At 43.8% G+C, this 17,483-nt stretch carries 15 protein-coding genes and 1 pseudogene; 6 read left to right on the forward strand and 10 right to left on the reverse strand.

Features of this window, described 5'->3' with window-relative positions; translation table 11 throughout:
- The gene (locus N646_RS01180) at positions 1–1,161 is read right to left on the reverse strand and encodes an ABC transporter substrate-binding protein (RefSeq protein ID WP_017820853.1); all 1,161 of its coding nucleotides are present in this window, start codon (positions 1,159–1,161) and stop codon (positions 1–3) included.
- 435 nt (positions 1,162–1,596) lie between these two features.
- A complete protein-coding gene (locus N646_RS01185) occupies positions 1,597–2,043 on the reverse strand; it encodes an META domain-containing protein (protein ID WP_005378077.1) in 447 nt (148 codons plus the stop codon).
- 184 nt (positions 2,044–2,227) lie between these two features.
- On the opposite strand from N646_RS01185, the gene N646_RS01190 reads away from it, so the two are divergent.
- Positions 2,228–2,476 carry a DUF1289 domain-containing protein gene (locus tag N646_RS01190; RefSeq protein WP_005378062.1) on the forward strand — a complete coding sequence of 83 codons (249 nt, stop codon included), beginning with the start codon at positions 2,228–2,230 and terminating at the stop codon, positions 2,474–2,476.
- 134 nt (positions 2,477–2,610) lie between these two features.
- Here N646_RS01190 and N646_RS24710 read toward each other — a convergent pair whose 3' ends face one another.
- Both N646_RS24710 and ushA read right to left on the reverse strand, forming a co-directional pair.
- Positions 2,611–2,832, reverse strand: a complete 222-nt coding sequence (locus N646_RS24710; RefSeq protein WP_005386686.1) for a hypothetical protein — start codon at positions 2,830–2,832, stop codon at positions 2,611–2,613.
- Positions 2,833–3,247: 415 nt separating this feature from the next.
- Positions 3,248–4,936 carry a bifunctional UDP-sugar hydrolase/5'-nucleotidase UshA gene (gene ushA / locus N646_RS01200; protein WP_017820852.1) on the reverse strand — a complete coding sequence of 563 codons (1,689 nt, stop codon included), beginning with the start codon at positions 4,934–4,936 and terminating at the stop codon, positions 3,248–3,250.
- Between the two features lie 751 nt (positions 4,937–5,687).
- Between ushA and N646_RS01205 the strand changes: the two genes are divergently transcribed.
- Positions 5,688–6,203 (forward strand): GNAT family N-acetyltransferase, encoded by a 516-nt coding sequence (locus tag N646_RS01205; protein ID WP_017634886.1) that lies wholly within the window; start codon positions 5,688–5,690, stop codon positions 6,201–6,203.
- Positions 6,204–6,350: 147 nt separating this feature from the next.
- Here the strand turns inward: N646_RS01205 and rplY are convergent, their stop codons facing one another.
- From rplY to N646_RS01230, 5 genes and pseudogenes are all read right to left on the reverse strand, one after another.
- Positions 6,351–6,629, reverse strand: a complete 279-nt coding sequence (gene rplY, locus N646_RS01210) for a 50S ribosomal protein L25 (RefSeq protein ID WP_005378066.1) — start codon at positions 6,627–6,629, stop codon at positions 6,351–6,353.
- A 284-nt stretch (positions 6,630–6,913) separates the two neighbouring features.
- The gene (locus tag N646_RS01215; RefSeq protein WP_005378071.1) at positions 6,914–8,263 is read right to left on the reverse strand and encodes an ATP-binding protein; all 1,350 of its coding nucleotides are present in this window, start codon (positions 8,261–8,263) and stop codon (positions 6,914–6,916) included.
- Complete coding sequence (locus tag N646_RS01220) at positions 8,253–8,912, reverse strand: response regulator transcription factor (RefSeq protein WP_005378073.1); 660 nt, start codon at positions 8,910–8,912, stop codon at positions 8,253–8,255. Before N646_RS01220 ends, N646_RS01215 begins: the two co-directional genes overlap by 11 nt.
- A 76-nt stretch (positions 8,913–8,988) precedes the next feature.
- On the reverse strand, positions 8,989–9,354 hold the full coding sequence (locus N646_RS01225) for a PepSY domain-containing protein (protein ID WP_372008595.1): 366 nt from the start codon (positions 9,352–9,354) through the stop codon (positions 8,989–8,991).
- Positions 9,355–9,509: 155 nt separating this feature from the next.
- Positions 9,510–11,259: pseudogene (locus N646_RS01230) on the reverse strand (DEAD/DEAH box helicase family protein).
- A 121-nt stretch (positions 11,260–11,380) separates the two neighbouring features.
- Here N646_RS01230 and rsuA point away from each other — a divergent pair.
- The 3 genes from rsuA to N646_RS01250 all read left to right on the forward strand — a co-directional run bounded on the left by rsuA (position 11,381) and on the right by N646_RS01250 (position 14,383).
- Positions 11,381–12,082, forward strand: a complete 702-nt coding sequence (gene rsuA / locus N646_RS01235) for a 16S rRNA pseudouridine(516) synthase RsuA (RefSeq protein WP_017820850.1) — start codon at positions 11,381–11,383, stop codon at positions 12,080–12,082.
- 436 nt (positions 12,083–12,518) lie between these two features.
- The gene (locus N646_RS01245; RefSeq protein ID WP_017820848.1) at positions 12,519–13,721 is read left to right on the forward strand and encodes a Bcr/CflA family multidrug efflux MFS transporter; all 1,203 of its coding nucleotides are present in this window, start codon (positions 12,519–12,521) and stop codon (positions 13,719–13,721) included.
- On the forward strand, positions 13,721–14,383 hold the full coding sequence (locus N646_RS01250; protein ID WP_017820847.1) for a DUF2913 family protein: 663 nt from the start codon (positions 13,721–13,723) through the stop codon (positions 14,381–14,383). Before N646_RS01245 ends, N646_RS01250 begins: the two co-directional genes overlap by 1 nt.
- Before the next feature lie 30 nt (positions 14,384–14,413).
- Here N646_RS01250 and N646_RS01255 read toward each other — a convergent pair whose 3' ends face one another.
- Entirely contained in the window at positions 14,414–15,865 is a 1,452-nt protein-coding gene (locus N646_RS01255) for a DUF2867 domain-containing protein (RefSeq protein ID WP_017634881.1), read from the reverse strand.
- A 94-nt stretch (positions 15,866–15,959) separates the two neighbouring features.
- Here N646_RS01255 and N646_RS01260 point away from each other — a divergent pair, with 94 nt between their 5' ends.
- Positions 15,960–17,336 carry an MATE family efflux transporter gene (locus tag N646_RS01260; protein WP_017820846.1) on the forward strand — a complete coding sequence of 459 codons (1,377 nt, stop codon included), beginning with the start codon at positions 15,960–15,962 and terminating at the stop codon, positions 17,334–17,336.
- Positions 17,337–17,483: the final 147 nt, after the last annotated feature.

The raw sequence follows: 17,483 nt of genomic DNA on the forward strand, positions 1-17,483 counted from the left end.
CTAATTCCCGTAGCGTTTCAACCATTCTTTTTCCAACGCCGCTTGCCAACTTGGATGTGGCTCAGCGATGGATTTGAATTGTTGAGTGTTTTTGGCCGAACCAGTTAGGTATTGGTTGCTTAGTACCGAAGGGTCGCCCCAGATGTTTAGGTTACCTTTGCGAGACTGTGCTTCAGGGCTCAATAAAAAGTTTATCGCAACTTGTGCACCAGCACTGGCATTTGCGTTCCAAGGAATCGCTAAAAAGTGGATATTTGAGAGTGCTCCTGCGTCCATTGCGTACGCTTTGGTGCTCTCTGCAAGATTACCGCTCGACTGCGCAGAGAAAACCGCGTTCGGGTTAAAGGTAATCGCCAGGTCAGTCTGACCATCATCTAGTAGCTGAAGGGTTTCTGCTGTACCGCCTGGAAACTGCTTACCACCGCGCCAAGCGACTTTATGGAACTCATCTAGATAAGACCACAGCGGTTGAGTGACTTGTTCAAACGTGTCATCGGTAATTGGTTGTTGCAGCTCAGGGGCGTTGTTAGACAGTTCAATGAGTAATGCTTTGATAAAGCTTGTGCCATGAAACTCTGGTGGTCGAGGGTAAGTCAGGCGATTCGGGAACGCTTTTGCATAGCTCAGCATTTCTGAGAATGATTTTGGAGGGTTATGGAGGGTTTGCTCGTCATGGATAAACACTAATTGTCCTACTCCCCAAGGTGCTTCTAGACCTTCTGTTGGCTCGGAGAAGTCCACATCAATTGGTAGAGATTTATCCACATATTGCCAGCTTGGCAAACCTTCGACAAAAGGACCAAATAGCAATTGGTTATCCTTCATTGATTTGAAGTTTTCGCCATTGATCCAAACCATATCAACACTACCACCGCTGTTTTTGCCTGCCGCTTTTTCTGCGATAAGTCGAGTAGTGGTCTCAGAAATATCAGTTACTTTAACGTGGTTTAGCGTCACGTTATAACGTGATTTTAGCTCTCTACTCGCCCACTGTATGTAGCGATTAATTTCTTGGCTCCCGCCCCAAGCATGAAAGTAGACGGATTGCCCGTCGGCTTGCTGTTCGATTTTTTGCCATTCGCTATTCACTGATGAATCGGCAAAAGAAGGTGTCGCAAAAGTCGTGGCTAAAATGCCAATGCTGCTGAGTAGCTTTTTCATATCTATTCCGTGTTATGTCTTTTGGTTCTTGCTTTCGTTTCTATTGACGTTTTCGCAAGTCGTTCCGCTCTGTTACAAGGATAGTAATTCATCTCTCTCTATTATCAATGCCAATCCCAAACGGAATCACTCATTGATTCAAAGAATTACTCTCAATGTGAAGCAAAACGAATAAAGGACAAATTTGGTGTCATTTTAGGAGCGGACCGTTTGTTTAAGGATATTCTTTCAAGTAATTGAAAATTATTGTCCCCAGAGATATGAATAGGTTGTTTTACAGAGCAAAATTGATGTCTAAAGCATGGAATTGAGGGCGAAAAGAGAAAGAAAGTTGGCCATTTAAATGACTTTAGCATGCATGACTAACGATTCATCGATATAAAAAAAGCAGCCGTTTGGCTGCTTTAAGATACTATCTGGTTTACTTAGTTGGGATTAGTTTACCCAGTCACGTAGTGTAAACGTCAATTCGTGATCGGCACTTTTCAGAACAAGACCATCTTTAGTTAGCGTGATATCGCTCCAGTTAGATAGTGTTTGTGTCATTGCGTTTTCGATCTTCATTTGATCTTCCATACACATCTTCATGGTCATGCCCATTTTTTCGATGCGTAGTTGGTTGTTTTTCAGCTCGGCTTGACCGAAGAAGTTGTTACAACCTGCGTTGCCGTTTGCGGTTAGATTTTCACCGATTTCTAGGCGAGCCGCTTTTTGGTGTTCGTCTAGAACGATATTTTTGCCATCAACTTGAACAAGTTCCCAGTTGTGGTGCTGCAAATCTTGAGCCGTTATTTCTTTCACATCATCACCGTTGCTAGCACAAGCAGTCATAAGAACAGGGAGAGAGATTGCTGTAACTAACGTTTTTAGGCTAAGCTTCATTTTATAGACTCCGTTTTTATAAACGCGGTAAGTATAAGTAATAAAACACTGTTTTTGTCAGCATAAGGTTATGGTTTCGTATGTTTTTGACATAACGAAGTATATAGCAAGTTTTGTTGCTGACTAATCTTCTCATTATTTAAACTAGGCCAATACGCCCTAATATGGAAAGAGCGGTTTTAGTATGGAGCAACTGGAGTTTTTTACTGTCCCAAGCCCTTGTGTTGGAGTATGTACCTCCGATGAAAAAGGGTATTGCAAGGGGTGTATGAGAAAGAGAGAGGAAAGGTTTAATTGGCTTAACTTAACCCCCGCTCAGCAGTTGCACGTTATTAAGTTGTGTCGTCAAAGGTACAGAAGAAAGATGTTGGCAGGGAAGACGAAGCCAGAACAGCTTCAAGATGAGTCATCGCCTCAACAAGACTTATTCTAGAACTCTTGTTCAGTCTGTGGGTTACGCCTTCGCTTTCGGTTCTGATTAGGCTTTTACATATTCCCGGTCCGGCAAGGTGTCCTTTAAGAACCGGGAATCTCCTATCCATTTTCCCTATAAAGCGGTAATTGGCGTTATTTCATCGACCAACGGTCGCTAACCCAGCCTCCCGCTTGTTCGTCGAAGTGATTTCCTGAAAATCGATGATTGAATTCAACATCTAATTTACTTGTTGGGCGTTCATCCATGAGTTGATGAATGTATCTCGCCATAGGATCCGTACAAGCTTCACGCTCTCTACGGGTAACTACTTCTTTGATCATTTGGAGTCTGTAGCTATTGCTGGCTCGTTTCATTTTTGACCTCCAGAACTCGATGGCAGCAGTTTGAACACATTGACGTCCAGATCGCTGCTCATTAGTGTGCGCGTGGAGGCACATCACCATCGTTTGAAGTCCAAAGACAAATTGTTTGAGAGCAGTGTTTGTAACGCCATTCACATCTTTCTCAGAATCATTGACTGTGCGATTGAAAATGTTTCGCGAAATTTAGCCGATGAACCTGCATATTTAAAAGACCTTATCAAACATAGAAGCCCAACACAGGGGCGTCAATAACACAAATGAACAATTTTTGAACATATTGTGAAGGTGGAGAGTTTTCAGTAATTTATCGAAAATAAAAAACCGAAGCACAAAGCTTCGGTTTTAAGGAAAGCCCTGACGAAATTGCTTGTAAAAGCTCTTAGCGCCAGGGGTAAGGTGTTGAGTATTAGCTACCAGTTGCAGGACAACCTTTTACTGGTTGGCCATTACTGAAGTACTTGACGTTCTCTAAGTTCTTGTTGTAGTTATCCGCAGAGATTTGTGGGTTGTTTACGAAGAACTCGCGCAAAACGTATGCATCGGTTAGCTGTGTAGATTGAACATCGATGATTGGATAGTTATCGCCACCAGCAGCACTGAAGCTGATTACAGAGAATGTGTACGTTTCGTTTAGATCGAAGCCTTTATTGTTAATATCGGTAATGGTTACTGAGCCAGCATCACAGTTTACATCTAAAGTGATGTTATCTAGTTGAGCGTAAGCACCAGACCCTGCAGATTTCGTCGCAACCACGTCTAGGTATTCTTTAACTTCTTTACCTGTCATAGTTGCTTTAGTCACGAAGTTACCAAATGGCTGAACCGTTAGTACGTCACGGTAAGTGATATCACCATCTTGGATTGAATCACGCACGCCGCCAGAGTTCATCACACCAAAGTCAGCATTTACCGTTTTGTAAGTACGGTATGCCTCGCCGAGTAGGTGACCTAGGTTAGTTTGTTGAGAGCGAACTACGTTACGATCACCTTCTAACTTACCCGTCGTATTAGAAATCTTCTCATCTAATAACTCTTGACCTTGTTGTTGGTATGGCAGTAGTAACGCTTTTACTGTTGCATCTTGTTGAATTCGTTCACCGATAACTTCATCGTTTTCGTCTAGAAGGTTTACAGGAATCAGTGCGTAGTTCGCTAAGTGAAGCTTGCCGTCGTAGTATTCGAAGTCTGCACGACCCACATATTTACCCCACTCATGCGCTTGCATAATCCAAGTGCCTTTTTGTTGGTCTGGGGCACAATCATCCCCAGGTTTGAAATCAGCATACTCATTGGTACCTGGTTCCATACATACAGGGTTTTGCGAGTGACCACCGATGATAGCGTTTAGCTGTCCTTCTTCAAGAGAGCGAGCGAGTTTAACGTCACCTGGTGCTTCACTACCGTTTTTGCCGTCTTCGTAGTGACCCATGTGCGTCGTTGCAAATACTAGGTCTACCTTTTCGTTCTCTTCGATTTCCTTCAGTACCTTTTTGATTTCTACTTGAGGGTCTTCGAAGTGGATGTTTGATACGTTGTCTGGATTGACTAGCTTCGCAGTGTCTTGCGTTGTTAGACCAATAACAGCGATCTTAAGGCCGTTGATAGTAAATACTTTGTAAGGGTCGAAGTAACGCTCGTTTGTATCTTTTTTATAGATATTCGCAGCCAGCATAGGGAAGTCAGCTAGCTCGGCTTGCATATCGAGAATATCTAGTGAGTTATCAAATTCGTGGTTACCGACAGCCATTGCATCGTAACCAAGTAGGTTCATCCCTACGAAGTCTGGAACCGCATCTTGCATGTCTGATTCTGGTACACCGGTATTAATATCACCGCCAGATAGCAGAATGGTTTCACCGCCTTTTGCTTCGACTTCTGCGCGGATAGATTCGATTAAAGTGTGACGCGCAGCCATGCCGTATTCGCCGTCGCTGTTATGCCAAAAGCGACCATGGTTATCGTTAGTGTGGAGAACGGTGAACTTTGTACAAGAATCTGCAGTCTCGCAGGTTACTGGAGAATTGTCGCTGTCTGAGCCGCATCCTGCTAGCGCAGCGCCCACTGCCACTACCAAAAGAGATTTGGAAAACTTCATAAGGGATCCTTTCTTTGTGATTTTGTTATTGTTACGGCGTGAAATATACGGAATTAATGTGAAACTTTAGTGATCTATCTCTTATTTATACTTCTATCGGAGAAATGAATTAATAAGCCTGCAAACTACGTCTATAAATAAACAGAATTGGTATTTAGTATTTATTTTATATAGCTAGCTCTATTTTTTGTGAGGTAGTTAATTGAATGTGTGTTGTTTGTGTGAATCAATGCGCATTTTTGCGAAGTATTACGCTGATTTTGGTGATTATTTTGCCAAGTTTATGTTTTTCCTAATAGGTATGACACAAATCGTTATAAATTTTCGCTCTGATGATGAGGGGTGGCGGTTTGTATGCATAATGAACAGCACAGAGCTTAAACTCATTTGATCATGGCTTTATTCTGCCAAACTCTATCAAAAATTGTATTTATCTCTTTACTATAATTGCGATCGTTTAGAAACCTTATGCTTTAGGCATCGTTTATTTATCCTCATCGATACCTTATCGTGCTTATTCCGCATTTGACACTCGAGTGTTTAAACAAATAGATTCAACCTAATGAGTCAAAATGAAAAGTAAATAATGGATCGTTCTTCTTCGAATATTATGATGTGAACTATCATTTAATTAATGAAAATGAAATGGATTAATGTAAAGCGTTGCGACTGTAGCTGTTATCTTTGAGCTTTGGTTTAAAGGGTAGGGTTAAAAGAATTTGTAAGTGGTGAACGCTAATAAAGGATGCTTATGAGATACACAGTAAGGGACGCACTCAAAAAGGAAGCAGCCCAAATCGCCAAGATACACGTTGACTCTTGGCAGGTGGCGTATAAAGGATTAATGCCAAAGAGCTACATAGAGCAGTTTACGATTGAGCGTCGAGAAAGGATGTGGGCACGAGTGATGACGGAGCAACTGGCCCAATTGATCGTAGTTGAGAGGCAAGGAGAAATTGTTGGCTTTTTAAGTTACGAGTTACCTAACCACACCAGCGAAGATAAAACGGCATTAGTGACATGTTGCTACGTTACGCCGCTACATTATGGGCAAGGAGCAGGAAGTGCACTGTTAGATGAGTTAGAGACACGTTTGCTCTCTACGTCAGTTATGCAGATCAGTTTGAAAGCACTGGATACTAATCAACAGGGGCTTAACTTTTACAAGAAGTGTGGTTTTGTGCGTACTGGAGAGGAAGAGTCGGAAGTGATTGAGAGTATGACGCTGACCGATCTCACTTTAGTGAAGTATATTGCCCGTTCATAAATCAAATGCTATATGCCAAACATAGTAAAACCCCGGAGGTGGTAAGACTCCGGGGTTTTGAAATTTTGTAGATGTCTCGGTTGGTAAATCCGATTATCTTTTATGCAAAAGGTTTGGATTTAATCCGATTAATTCCTTGGTAGGGAATTAGATACGGATGAAGTCCATGTGTTCAACTTTTGGCTTGAACGCGTGACGTTGAACGTCTTGTGGCTTAACTTTAACTTCTTTGCCATCGATAACTAGAACGATGCCTTCGTAGAATTCAGGCTTGTCCATTTGGTTTACGATGTCGTCGTGGTTAAGAACGATAGCTACTGCTGCTTCTTCACCGCCGTATACAACTGCAGGGAATTTGCCAGCGTGACGTAGGCGGCGGCTCGCACCTTTACCTAGTTCAGTACGTACTACTGCTTCGAATTTCATAGTATTTACTCTCAAATTAGTAAAAATCAAATGTTCACAATCAACAATGCGACCTTGTTGTTCGTGGTAAAGCTTGAAACAGGAACTGTTCAAGCGAGCGCGGATACTATCATTCCACTTATAAATGGGCAACCCAAATCGTATCCAAATCAACAAAAAGGTATGATTTAGCGGGGTGGAAGGCTATCCCTTTTAACGCTTTGCTTGGATTTTGTTCACATCGACTTCATTTTCATCGGTTTACTGATCATGGTCCGAAAAACAAAGTTTATGTGTTATATGCTTTATGTTCGGCTGAGATGTAAGACTAAAGATGCTTTTAATCCACCTAAAGCGCTTGTATCCAATGTTAATTGACCTCGGTAACTGTGTGCCATTTCACTGACTATGTTTAGACCAAGACCTGAGCCAGGGGTTGTTTCATCCAATCTAACTCCTCTCTTGATTACTTGACTCAGTTTCTCTTTAGGGATGCCTGGCCCATCATCTTCAATAATGATGTGTATATTTTCCTTATCCTGAGAGGAGTGCACACGAATCATGCTGTTGGCCCACTTATAGCCATTTTCTAGCAAGTTACCTAGCATTTCATCGAGATCGGTCTGCTCTACTGCTACATTCAGCTCTGAATCAAGTTCATTAATTAAGGTAATGCTTCGGCTCGCATACACTTTATCAAACGCCATTGAGATAGCATCCACACGATCTGCTGGGTTCGACTTCACTGATAATATGTTCATCGATCCGGCCATACGGGCACGACCCAAATGGTAATCGATATGGTCTTGTATTTGATTGATTGGAGCTCGGAGACGGGATTGTGCCTCAGGTTCTAACGTCTGAACTTCATTTTTTAGAACAGAAAGTGGCGTTTTAAGTGCATGAGATAGGTTACCTGCATGATTGCGAGCTCTCTCTAGTAATTCTTGGTAATGGAACAGCAGAGCGTTGAGGTCGAAGATTAGAGGAGAAATCTCTTTTGGGTAGGTTTCTTCTAGACTCTTTTTATTACCAGACTTCAGCTCGGCTAATTCTTTTTGTAGCTTTGTAAGCGGACTCAATGACCAAGCAATTTGCAGTAAAATGACGGTAAGTACGCCCGCGAATAATAAACCCAAAATAAGCCAAAGTTGGCCGATTAACGTTTGAAGGGTATTTTTAATGGGCTCTTCGTCAATACCAATAATAATGTGAATAGGACCATCGTAATCAGGAAGATACAGCGCTTTTTCTAGCGTAATTAGTTTTTCGCCTCTTGCTCCATACGCATCTTTATCCAAACCTTTGTATTCGATTTTTTTGTCCCACAACGAACGAGAACGTTCGAGGCTTGCCTCTGTAGAGGCGCTCCAATACAAACCACTGTAAGGTCGGTTAAATCGAGGGTCTGATAGCTGAGCTGCGAGTGAAAGATGCCCGGTGTTATCGACTTCTAACTGTGCGGCGACTTCATCCATAAAAATGCTGAGCTGTGAGCGAGTGTCATCAACCATATAGTTATAGACCTGCGTCGGTATCGTCACACCAGCGGCGAGGATCATTGCCGTTAACCAAACGATCGCCGCTAAAACGAGGCGACTTTTGATACTCAGTCGTTTTATTGCGTTCAACGGTAGCCTGTTTCTATTCGGCATTTAATTGGTATCCCAACCCTCGGACAGTTTTGATGATCTTTGGTGCGATTTTTTTGCGAATTCGGCCGATAAAAACTTCGATTGTGTTGGAGTCACGATCAAAGTCTTGTTTGTAAATGTGCTCGACGAGTTCGGTTCGAGAAATCACTTTTTCCGGGTTATGCATAAAGTAAGCGACCACTTTATACTCTAGCGCCGTCAAGCTTACCGCTTGCCCTTGCCACATGACTTTAGAAGTGCGTGTATCCAAGCTCAAGTCGCCAATTTGCATCACAGGAGAGGCATTACCAGAGGCTCTTCGTAGCTGTGCACGAATACGAGCGATAAGCTCAACCATTTCAAATGGTTTAGTTAGGTAATCGTCTGCACCTGCGTTTAAGCCTTCAACTCGCTGCGTTAGGGTGTCGCGAGCGCTTAGAATCACGACAGGAGTATTAATGTTTTCATCTCGGATGCCTTTTAGGACGGTAAGACCATCCAGTTTTGGCAAGCCGAGGTCAAGAACAATGGCGTCCCATTCTTCCGAAGTCGCGCGATACAGAGCGTCTATGCCATCTTGGGACAGTTCTGGTACCCAGCCGGTACTTTCTAATGTTTCGATGATTTGCTCGCCTAAACGAGGATCATCTTCAACAACAAGTATTTTCATATTGATGATTCTTATTATGTTTGGATTTTTATCGAAGTAAGCTACGCATCGCGTCTGGATTACGCATTAGACAAGTTTAGTTGTTTTGCGGCTTTAACGCTTTGTTAAAGCTGCGACCTTTGATCTCAAGCATTTCCAGCGTGGCGGCGTCGTACTCAACTTTCAGGACGCTATTGTTGTACAGAATTTTCAATTCATACACCCAAGCATCATCATCTTCTTCAAGCTCGACCTTGATGATGCGGCCGTATAGGTCGTTTTCTACTGCGGCGTAAAGTTCCGAAAATGGTCGTATATATCCTTGTTGAACCGCGCGATAGACCTCATCTTGATCTTCATCGAATTCGATGCGTGTTCCTGGCTTTTCGACATCTTGCACGATGGCGTGGCCATTTTGTGATGTGTACTCGTTGCCATGCTTGGCAAAACTTGGTGCACACATGAATGTCGTGATAAGGCCGAAAAGTAACGCAGAATGTAGAGAAGTCGTTGCTTTATACATAGTCAAACCTTTTCTGGAGCGTTAGCCGCAGTATATCGGATATAGATGAACAGAGAGTGAATCAGCTAATTGAGTTTTGCCATGTGTTGTCGATGTTATTTCAACTCATCTTCAAAAATCTTATCCCGCAGCTTCCAAAAGCGACCAGATTTTCTAGCAATAACAAACTGAGGCAAACGGAAACGATGTTGATTAGCTACAACGCGTGTCGGTGAAGCCTCTTCAAAAGGGCGATGCTTGTCTGCTAAGTGGGGGCGTACGAACTGATCTTTAAACGTTTGTTTTGTTTTTGGTACTCAATGACCAAAACTCATGAACTAACGCATTGCCTTCGCCTTGGTATGGTTCACCAGAATACGTCACCTTTAGCTGAGATTTACCATCACTGGACTTAAATACAGATAGGTCCATTTCTGTGCATTCAAAGATTAATGCATCTTTGAGATTAAGGGCTTCTTTTAGCTTTTTATCTGGGTCAACGAGCGTCGCGTCACACTCATGACAAATTCGTGCAGCAATATCGTTGTCCGCACCACATTCACCACAGTATTTGGCACGAAAACGGTAGCCACAGTGTTCACGTTCGCCTGTGTCTTCATCTTCAAAGTAACCTTGGCAACGTCTGCCAAAGTGTTCAACCAAGAAACCGTTACTATCCAACTTACCCCAGAAGTTGTTATTGAATCCGCAAGCCGGGCAAGGAATCGTGATAATTTCACTGTCAGAGTCTGGTTTGGGATCACCGACTTCTGGTTGGTATAAATCGTAGCTGTTGCCTGCGTAATCAAGCACTAAACATTCTGATTTTCCGTCTGATAAGCGTAATCCTCGTCCTACTATCTGTTGGTACAGACTGACTGACTCTGTTGGTCGCAAAATCGCGATTAAATCGACATGCGGCGCATCAAACCCGGTTGTCAGTACCGAAACATTGACTAAGTATTTTATTTGACGATTCTTGAACGCTTGGATGATCGCATCGCGCTCCGGCGTAGGTGTATCACCAATGACGATTTCAGTTTCGCCTTCTGGCAATAAACTGTGTATCTCTTGTGCGTGTCGAACAGTTGCAGCGAAGATCATGACACCTTGACGCTCTTTCGCATATTGCATGATTTGCTCAACAATTTGCGGAGTCGCACGTTTGGCTTTATCGATCACCATGTCCATTTCTGCTTCTTTGTAGCGTCCGGTGTTAGCGGGCTTCAGCTGAGAGAAGTCGTAAGACAAAACGGGGGCATCCATCATGCGGGCTGGAGTGAGGAAGTTTTCGTCGAGCAAGTAACGGATCGGCAGTTCGAAAATACAATCGCGGAAGAATCGAGGCTCTTCGGTTCGCACTTGACCTCGGGTGTGATACTGATAAATCCAGCCCATTCCTAAACGATAGGGCGTTGCAGTTAGTCCCAGCACCTTAATGCCAGGGTTCAGTTCTCGTAAGTGAGTAATAACTTTTTGGTAGCTGCTGTTTTTGTCATCTGGCACACGATGGCACTCATCAATAACGAGCAGAGAAAACTGGTTTTTGAACGAATCTAAGTTACGTACGACCGATTGAACCGAAGCAAACACGACTTGCTGGTCAGTTTCTTTTCGTCCCAATCCTGCTGAGAAGATAGAACCTTTTAAACCATAACCTTCATACTTTGCGTGGTTTTGCTCGACCAGTTCTTTTACGTGGGCGAGGACTAACACTCGTCCTTTCGCAAGGCGAGCAAGTTCTGCGATCACCAAGCTTTTTCCTGCACCGGTTGGCAGCACGATCACTGCTGGTGTCGAGTGTTTACGAAAGTAATGAATAACGGCTTTAACCGAGTCGGCTTGATAAGGACGAAGTGTGTACATGAAAATATGTGAAATTGCTCAACTATTCGAACGAGGAACGCTATAATACCTGACTTTTATACCCAAGTGACCTTTAAACCAAGATTTAGAGATCACTTGGGTATAATTCAATGAGGTATTCATGCGTTTAGATAAATATTTGTGTGACGCTCTGGGTGCAACACGCAAACAGGCAACAAAGATCATCAAAAGTGGAGACATCACCGTTGACGGTGAGGTTCAAAAAAGTGGTGCATTTAAAGTACCTAAAGGTGCGGAAGTGATGTGGGAAGACCGTGTTATTGGTGCTCCTGGTCCTCGTTACATTATGTTGTATAAGCCTGCTGACTTTGTTTGTTCACATGAAGATGGCTACAACCAAACTGCATTCGCATTGCTTGATGAGCCTAAAATTGAAAACCTTCACTTTGCGGGCCGATTAGATGTCGACACAACTGGTTTAGTATTGATTACGGATGATGGTAAGTGGTCTCATCGTATTACCTCACCTAAGCATAAGTGTGAGAAAACGTACCGTGTTTGGCTCGTCGATGCTATTCAGCCAGATTACGAGGAAAAGCTCGAACAAGGCATCATTTTGCGCAATGAATCAGAAGCAACATTGCCTGCTCGTTTGGAAATCGTGAACGAGGCTGAGAATGAAGTATTGTTAACTATCGTGGAAGGTAAGTATCACCAAGTGAAACGTATGTTCGCGGCGTTAGGAAATAAAGTTGAGTACTTACATCGTGAGCGTATTGGTTCTATCGAACTTGATGAGGCACTAGAACCAGGTGATTATCGCTACCTCACGCAAGAAGAAATTGATTCTATTTGGAATTAATTGTCGGCATGGGAAATTCTTTAGTTCCTAATAGGAACTAGCCTTTTGGTAGGAATTGGCTCAAAATAAATTTTCCTACCAAAATTAGTGCCTAGACAATTCCGGTGTGCTTACTCATCTCAGTGATATGCCTTTGCATTTAGCTGATGCATGCATACTCTTATTGCAAAGCCTTCGGCTACGGTGAATGGAATGATGGTGTCAACGCCATCATTTTTACTGCATTGTGTTTGTTTCCCATAAACACATTTCGCTTTCACATGCTTTTCTATGTCGAGTTCGTCAAGGTCACACCTTGGTACATATTTGCCCTTATGATTCTCGAACGTTGGATAGAACAGGTTTTTGGCTTCTACATTCAGCGATATGAGAACTTCCGTTATTTTCACTTTGTTCTGCAAGTATTGACGGTAGGGCTCCAACAAGAGGTAAAAGAATGACAGAAAAAGCTCAAAGTGCTCCGCAATCCCAAATCAGTTTTCTATTGTTTCTGGTACTAGGAGCGATTGGTGCTTTGACGCCTTTGGCGATCGATATGTATTTGCCTGCGATGCCGACAATAGCGAAAGATTTGGGGGTCGCGCCTGGCGCGGTTCAGATTACGTTGACGGCTTATACCGCGGGTTTTGCGATCGGCCAGTTAATTCACGGGCCGCTTGCCGATAGCTTTGGTCGCAGACCTGTGTTGATTTTAGGCGTACTTTTCTTCGGCTTGGCTGCTGTTGTGAGTGCGACAACAAATGGCATTGATGCGCTGACCTATGTACGTACGGCACAAGGTTTTGCTGGCGCGGCAGCGGCGGTCATTATCCAAGCCGTCGTGCGTGACATGTTTGACCGTGAAGACTTTGCACGCGCAATGTCCTTCGTTACTCTGGTCATTACTATTGCGCCGTTGGTGGCACCGATGATCGGTGGCCATCTCGCGATTTGGTTTGGTTGGCGTTCCATTTTTTGGGTACTAGCTATTTTCGCTGTAGTTGTGATTTTTCTCGTACTTTGGAAAATCCCTGAAACGTTACAGCCTGAAAATCGTCAGCCTCTTCGTTTCCGCACGACGCTGAGAAACTACGCCAGATTATGCTCCAATCCTGAAGCGATCGGTTTGATGCTCTCAGGTGCGTTTTCATTTTCCGGAATGTTTGCATTTTTGACGGCGGGTTCGTTTGTTTATATTGATTTATATGGTGTTCGACCAGACCACTTTGGTTACCTATTTGGTTTGAACATTGTGGCGATGATCATCATGACCAGTATTAATGGTCGCTTGGTGAAGAAAGTGGGTTCCCATGCCATGCTTCGTTTTGGGTTGTTCGTGCAACTTTTGGCGGGGATTGGTTTATTCGTAAGTTGGTTAATGGACTTCGGATTATGGGGCATTGTGCCTTTTGTTGTGCTGTTTATCGGTACATTGTCGACGATAGGTAGTAACGCGATGGCGCTGCTTTTAAGTGGTTACCCATCAATGGCGGGTACGGCGTCGTCTCTAGCGGGGACATTAAGATTCGGTATCGGTTCATTGGTTGGTGCGCTGGTGGCATCACTGCCCGGGAATGTTGCTTGGCCGATGATCATCGTGATGTTTGCTTGTTCTGTGCTTTCAGCACTGTTTTATTGGACTTTAGGAAGAAAGGCGTAATGTCGAATTACACCAAAGAAATTCAAAACTTGGTTAACTCAGCACTTGAAGAGTTAGATCAAGAGCATCGCTCAGGTAAGTTAGCCAATGCCCCTGTTGCGAATAACCATTATTTAGTGCGTTGGGTAACAAAGGCGCTAAAATCACAACGTTTCGGACGTACGGTAGGCGATGACTTAACGCGTTGGCAAAAAGCAGGTCGCTCAAAGGGGAACGATGCTGGTTTGTTGTTTATCTTTAAACGTATTTCTTCTTTTTATGCGCAATTCTTCCCTGAAGGTGAAGACTCCAAAGTGTTCAAAGATTCAGATATTGAGTCTTTTCTTGATTTGATGGAGCAAGCAGGCTGGGAAGTCTCAACATCTGAGCAACTGATTGGGTGCGGCAAAGTACAAATCTTCACTGAAGGTCAAAACTCTTTAGCGTTATGTGCAGACCAATGCGAAAGCTGTTTTGATGGCGAGTTGCTCGTAAAGCCAATGAGTTGGTTTGTGCGTGGCAATCATGCTGAGTTTGTTGAGAAAGCAGCGCAAGCGGGCTTTATGGTTCATAAGGTAACAGACTACAAATCGATGGTGAAATACCATGGCGAGTACCTTATTTTTCCAGCAAACGAAGGCAACCAGTTAGCCGAAATTCCACTCTCGTTCAAAGCTGACTAAAGTGACATTTTGAGTGTTTAGAAGCCCCTGTTATTGGGGCTTTTTGTTTTCTAAACGGTTTGCTTCTTTCGCGATGGCTTTGACCATGCCTTTAAATATGAAAAGATGGGCTGGCATCATTGCAAACCAATAAAGCAGCCCAAGAAACCCTTGCGGGTGCCACCAGGCGGTAATATCCAGCTCTCGTTCGTCACCGAGATCTTTGATGGTAATTTCTAAACGCCCAAGGCCTGGGCCTTTCATACCAAAAAACAGTGAAAGAAACTGATTATTATCGCAGCGAATCACTTTCCAAGAGTCAATAAAATCACCGACTTTAAGCTCTGGTCCAGGAGGAGAAACGCGAATCGGTTTTCCGCCACCAAAAAAGATATCGAGCCATTCACGTGTACGCCACAAGATGTTGGCAAAGTAATAGCCTTTTTCGCGACTCCCGATCTTTTGCGCCACTTTCCATAATGCCGCAGCGGAGGCATGAGTTTTAATGCTCGCTCCAGCTTGTTTTGGGTAATAACCATATCCTGGTTGCCATCGACGAAGCGCTGCGGGTTCAAACCCCCAGACATTACTGCGTACAAATGTGCCTTCATCTTGAATGGTATCAGTTACCGCTTGCTCGTAGCTGATCAGCGTTTGAGGAAATCGTTCTTCAATCGCTTTGGAGTTTGCAATGTAGTCGTGCTCTAAGCCAGCAAGTAATGCTTTACCGATACTAGTTGGCACTGAGGTAACTAAACCTAGCCAGTACGATGCCATTTTCGGAGTAAGTAGCGGGGTCGACCACAGTCGATACGGCTTGTTCGTGATTCGGCAAATGACTTTGAACTGTTCGCGGTAGCTAAGTGTATCTGGCCCACCAACTTCATAAATTTGACTTTCTTCTGGAGAGGGAGCTTCTGCTAACTTCAACAAATAGTGGTTGAGATTGGGCAAGGCAATAGGGTTCGCTTTTGAGTCGACCCATTTAGGCGCGATCAAAATAGGTAAGTTGTAGACAAAGTCACGCATGATTTCGAAAGCGGCAGAGCCGGGGCCGATGATAACGCCAGCACGCAATTCAGTTACTGGAACACCAGACTGTCGAATTATTTTTCCCGTGGCTTTACGAGCGGCTAAATGGCGAGAGTTTCCGGTTTGAGGTTGAATGGCACTCAAATATACAACATGCTCGACGGAGCTTTGTTCCAACGCATATTTGAAGTTCAAAGCAAGGTTTAGTTCGTACTCAACAAAGTCATCACCTTGAGCCATCCCGTGCACGAGAAAAAAGACTAAATCAAAATCGTTCACTACAGCCTTCGTGGTCTCTGCGTCAGCCAAGTCGAGATACCTTAACGTTAAATTAGGGTGAGGCTGAGTTCTTGACTCTAAATAATCAATATGTCGCGCCGCTGCTGTGACGGCGTAACCTTTATCTAAAAGTAACGGAAGAAGTTGAGAGCCAATGTAACCCGAGGCGCCTAGCACCAACACCTTTTTCATTATCTGTCCTTTTATCGTTGGTGGAATAAACACCACAGAGTATAATCATGAGACACTTTCCCCATTCTATCAATAAGTTGTCGTTGGAGCGCTTGTGACTTTTCTTTCTCAACTCTCAATACACGCAGATAAAGCATTCTTACGTCGTTTATTTGCAATCGCGTTACCAATTACACTGCAAAGCATGATGTTTTCTAGCCGAAGCCTCGTCGATGTTCTTATGCTTGGTCAGCTTGGTGAAGCAGAAATTGCCGCTGTTGGAGTTGCTGCGCGCGCGACTTTCGTCACCACCATCATGTTAGTTGGGGTGACAACGGGCGGTGCGTTGTTAACCGCTCAATATTGGGGGGCTGGCGATAAAGTTGGGGTGCGTCGCAGTACCGCTTTGACATGGATGATCGCAATGATGTTTGCTGCGATTGCTGTTGCTTTGTTTGTTGTTTTTCCACAACTCATCATGAGCTTGACTACCGATTCACAAGAAGTGATTGAATTAGGGGCCAGCTATCTCATTATTTCGTCGGTTAGCATGTTTGCTGTTGCATGTGTGGCCAGTATGTCGGTGGGCCTAAGGGCGATGCACCAACCAGGCCTAAGCACTTTTTTTAGTGGTATAGGCATTTTATCTAATGTGTTTCTTAACTGGGTTTTAATTTTTGGTCAATTAGGCTTTCCTGCTCTGGGTATTACGGGAGCAGCGATCGCAACGGTAATCAGTGGCGCGATCGAAGTAGGTTGCTTGTTTGGTTATCTATGGTTGAAAAAACACATAATCGCATTTGGTTGGGATGATATACGCGCAGGATTGGTCTTAGATAAAATTACGCGTTTCTTGAGCCTCTCTTTGCCAACCACATTTAACTTCTTGGCGTGGGCTGGTGGGCTGTTTGCTTATCACGCCATCATGGGGCAAGCAGGTGTACAAGGTTTGGCGGCACTTTCCGTAATGACACCTGTTGAGTCGATCGCATTGGCGATGATGATTGGTTTATCGAATGCGGCTGCAGTTCTAGTCGGGAACCAGCTCGGCGCTCGTAATTTTGAACCCGTTTATTATCAAGCATGGGCTACGGTCATTTTGAATGTGCTTATCGCATTTGTGGTCGCCGTCTTGTTGATAGTGTCAAATCAATGGATCCTTAATGCGTTTAGTGCACTGACAACAGACACTCGCGAGCTAGCTGAACAGTTTATGGTGATTCTTGCGTTGGGTGTCGTGCTACGCTCGGTGCCGATGATGGCGATTGTTGGTGTATTACGTGCGGGCGGTGATGTTAAGTTTTGTTTGTATCAAGACATCTTGGCGCAGTGGGTGATCGGGATTCCACTCGCAGCATTTGCAGCGATTTATCTCAATTGGGACCCACAATGGGTTTACTTACTCTTTTTGACGGAAGAAGTTGTGAAGTGGGCGATTTGCTTGCCAAGAATGGTTAGCCGAAAATGGATGAAAAACCTGATTGGCCAGTAAGGAGGAACAGAGTTTATTTTGGCTGCAAAAATCTGCTCAAAACGTCAACAAAATTAGCAACAGAAAGTGAATCGAGTTGCATTTGTACTTCCATAGTGTGATCAAGCATTCAAAATACTTTCTACTAACAGGATTTTAGTGTAGATT

Origin of the sequence: Vibrio alginolyticus NBRC 15630 = ATCC 17749 (assembly GCF_000354175.2) — a bacterium.
Taxonomy (GTDB): domain Bacteria; phylum Pseudomonadota; class Gammaproteobacteria; order Enterobacterales; family Vibrionaceae; genus Vibrio; species Vibrio alginolyticus.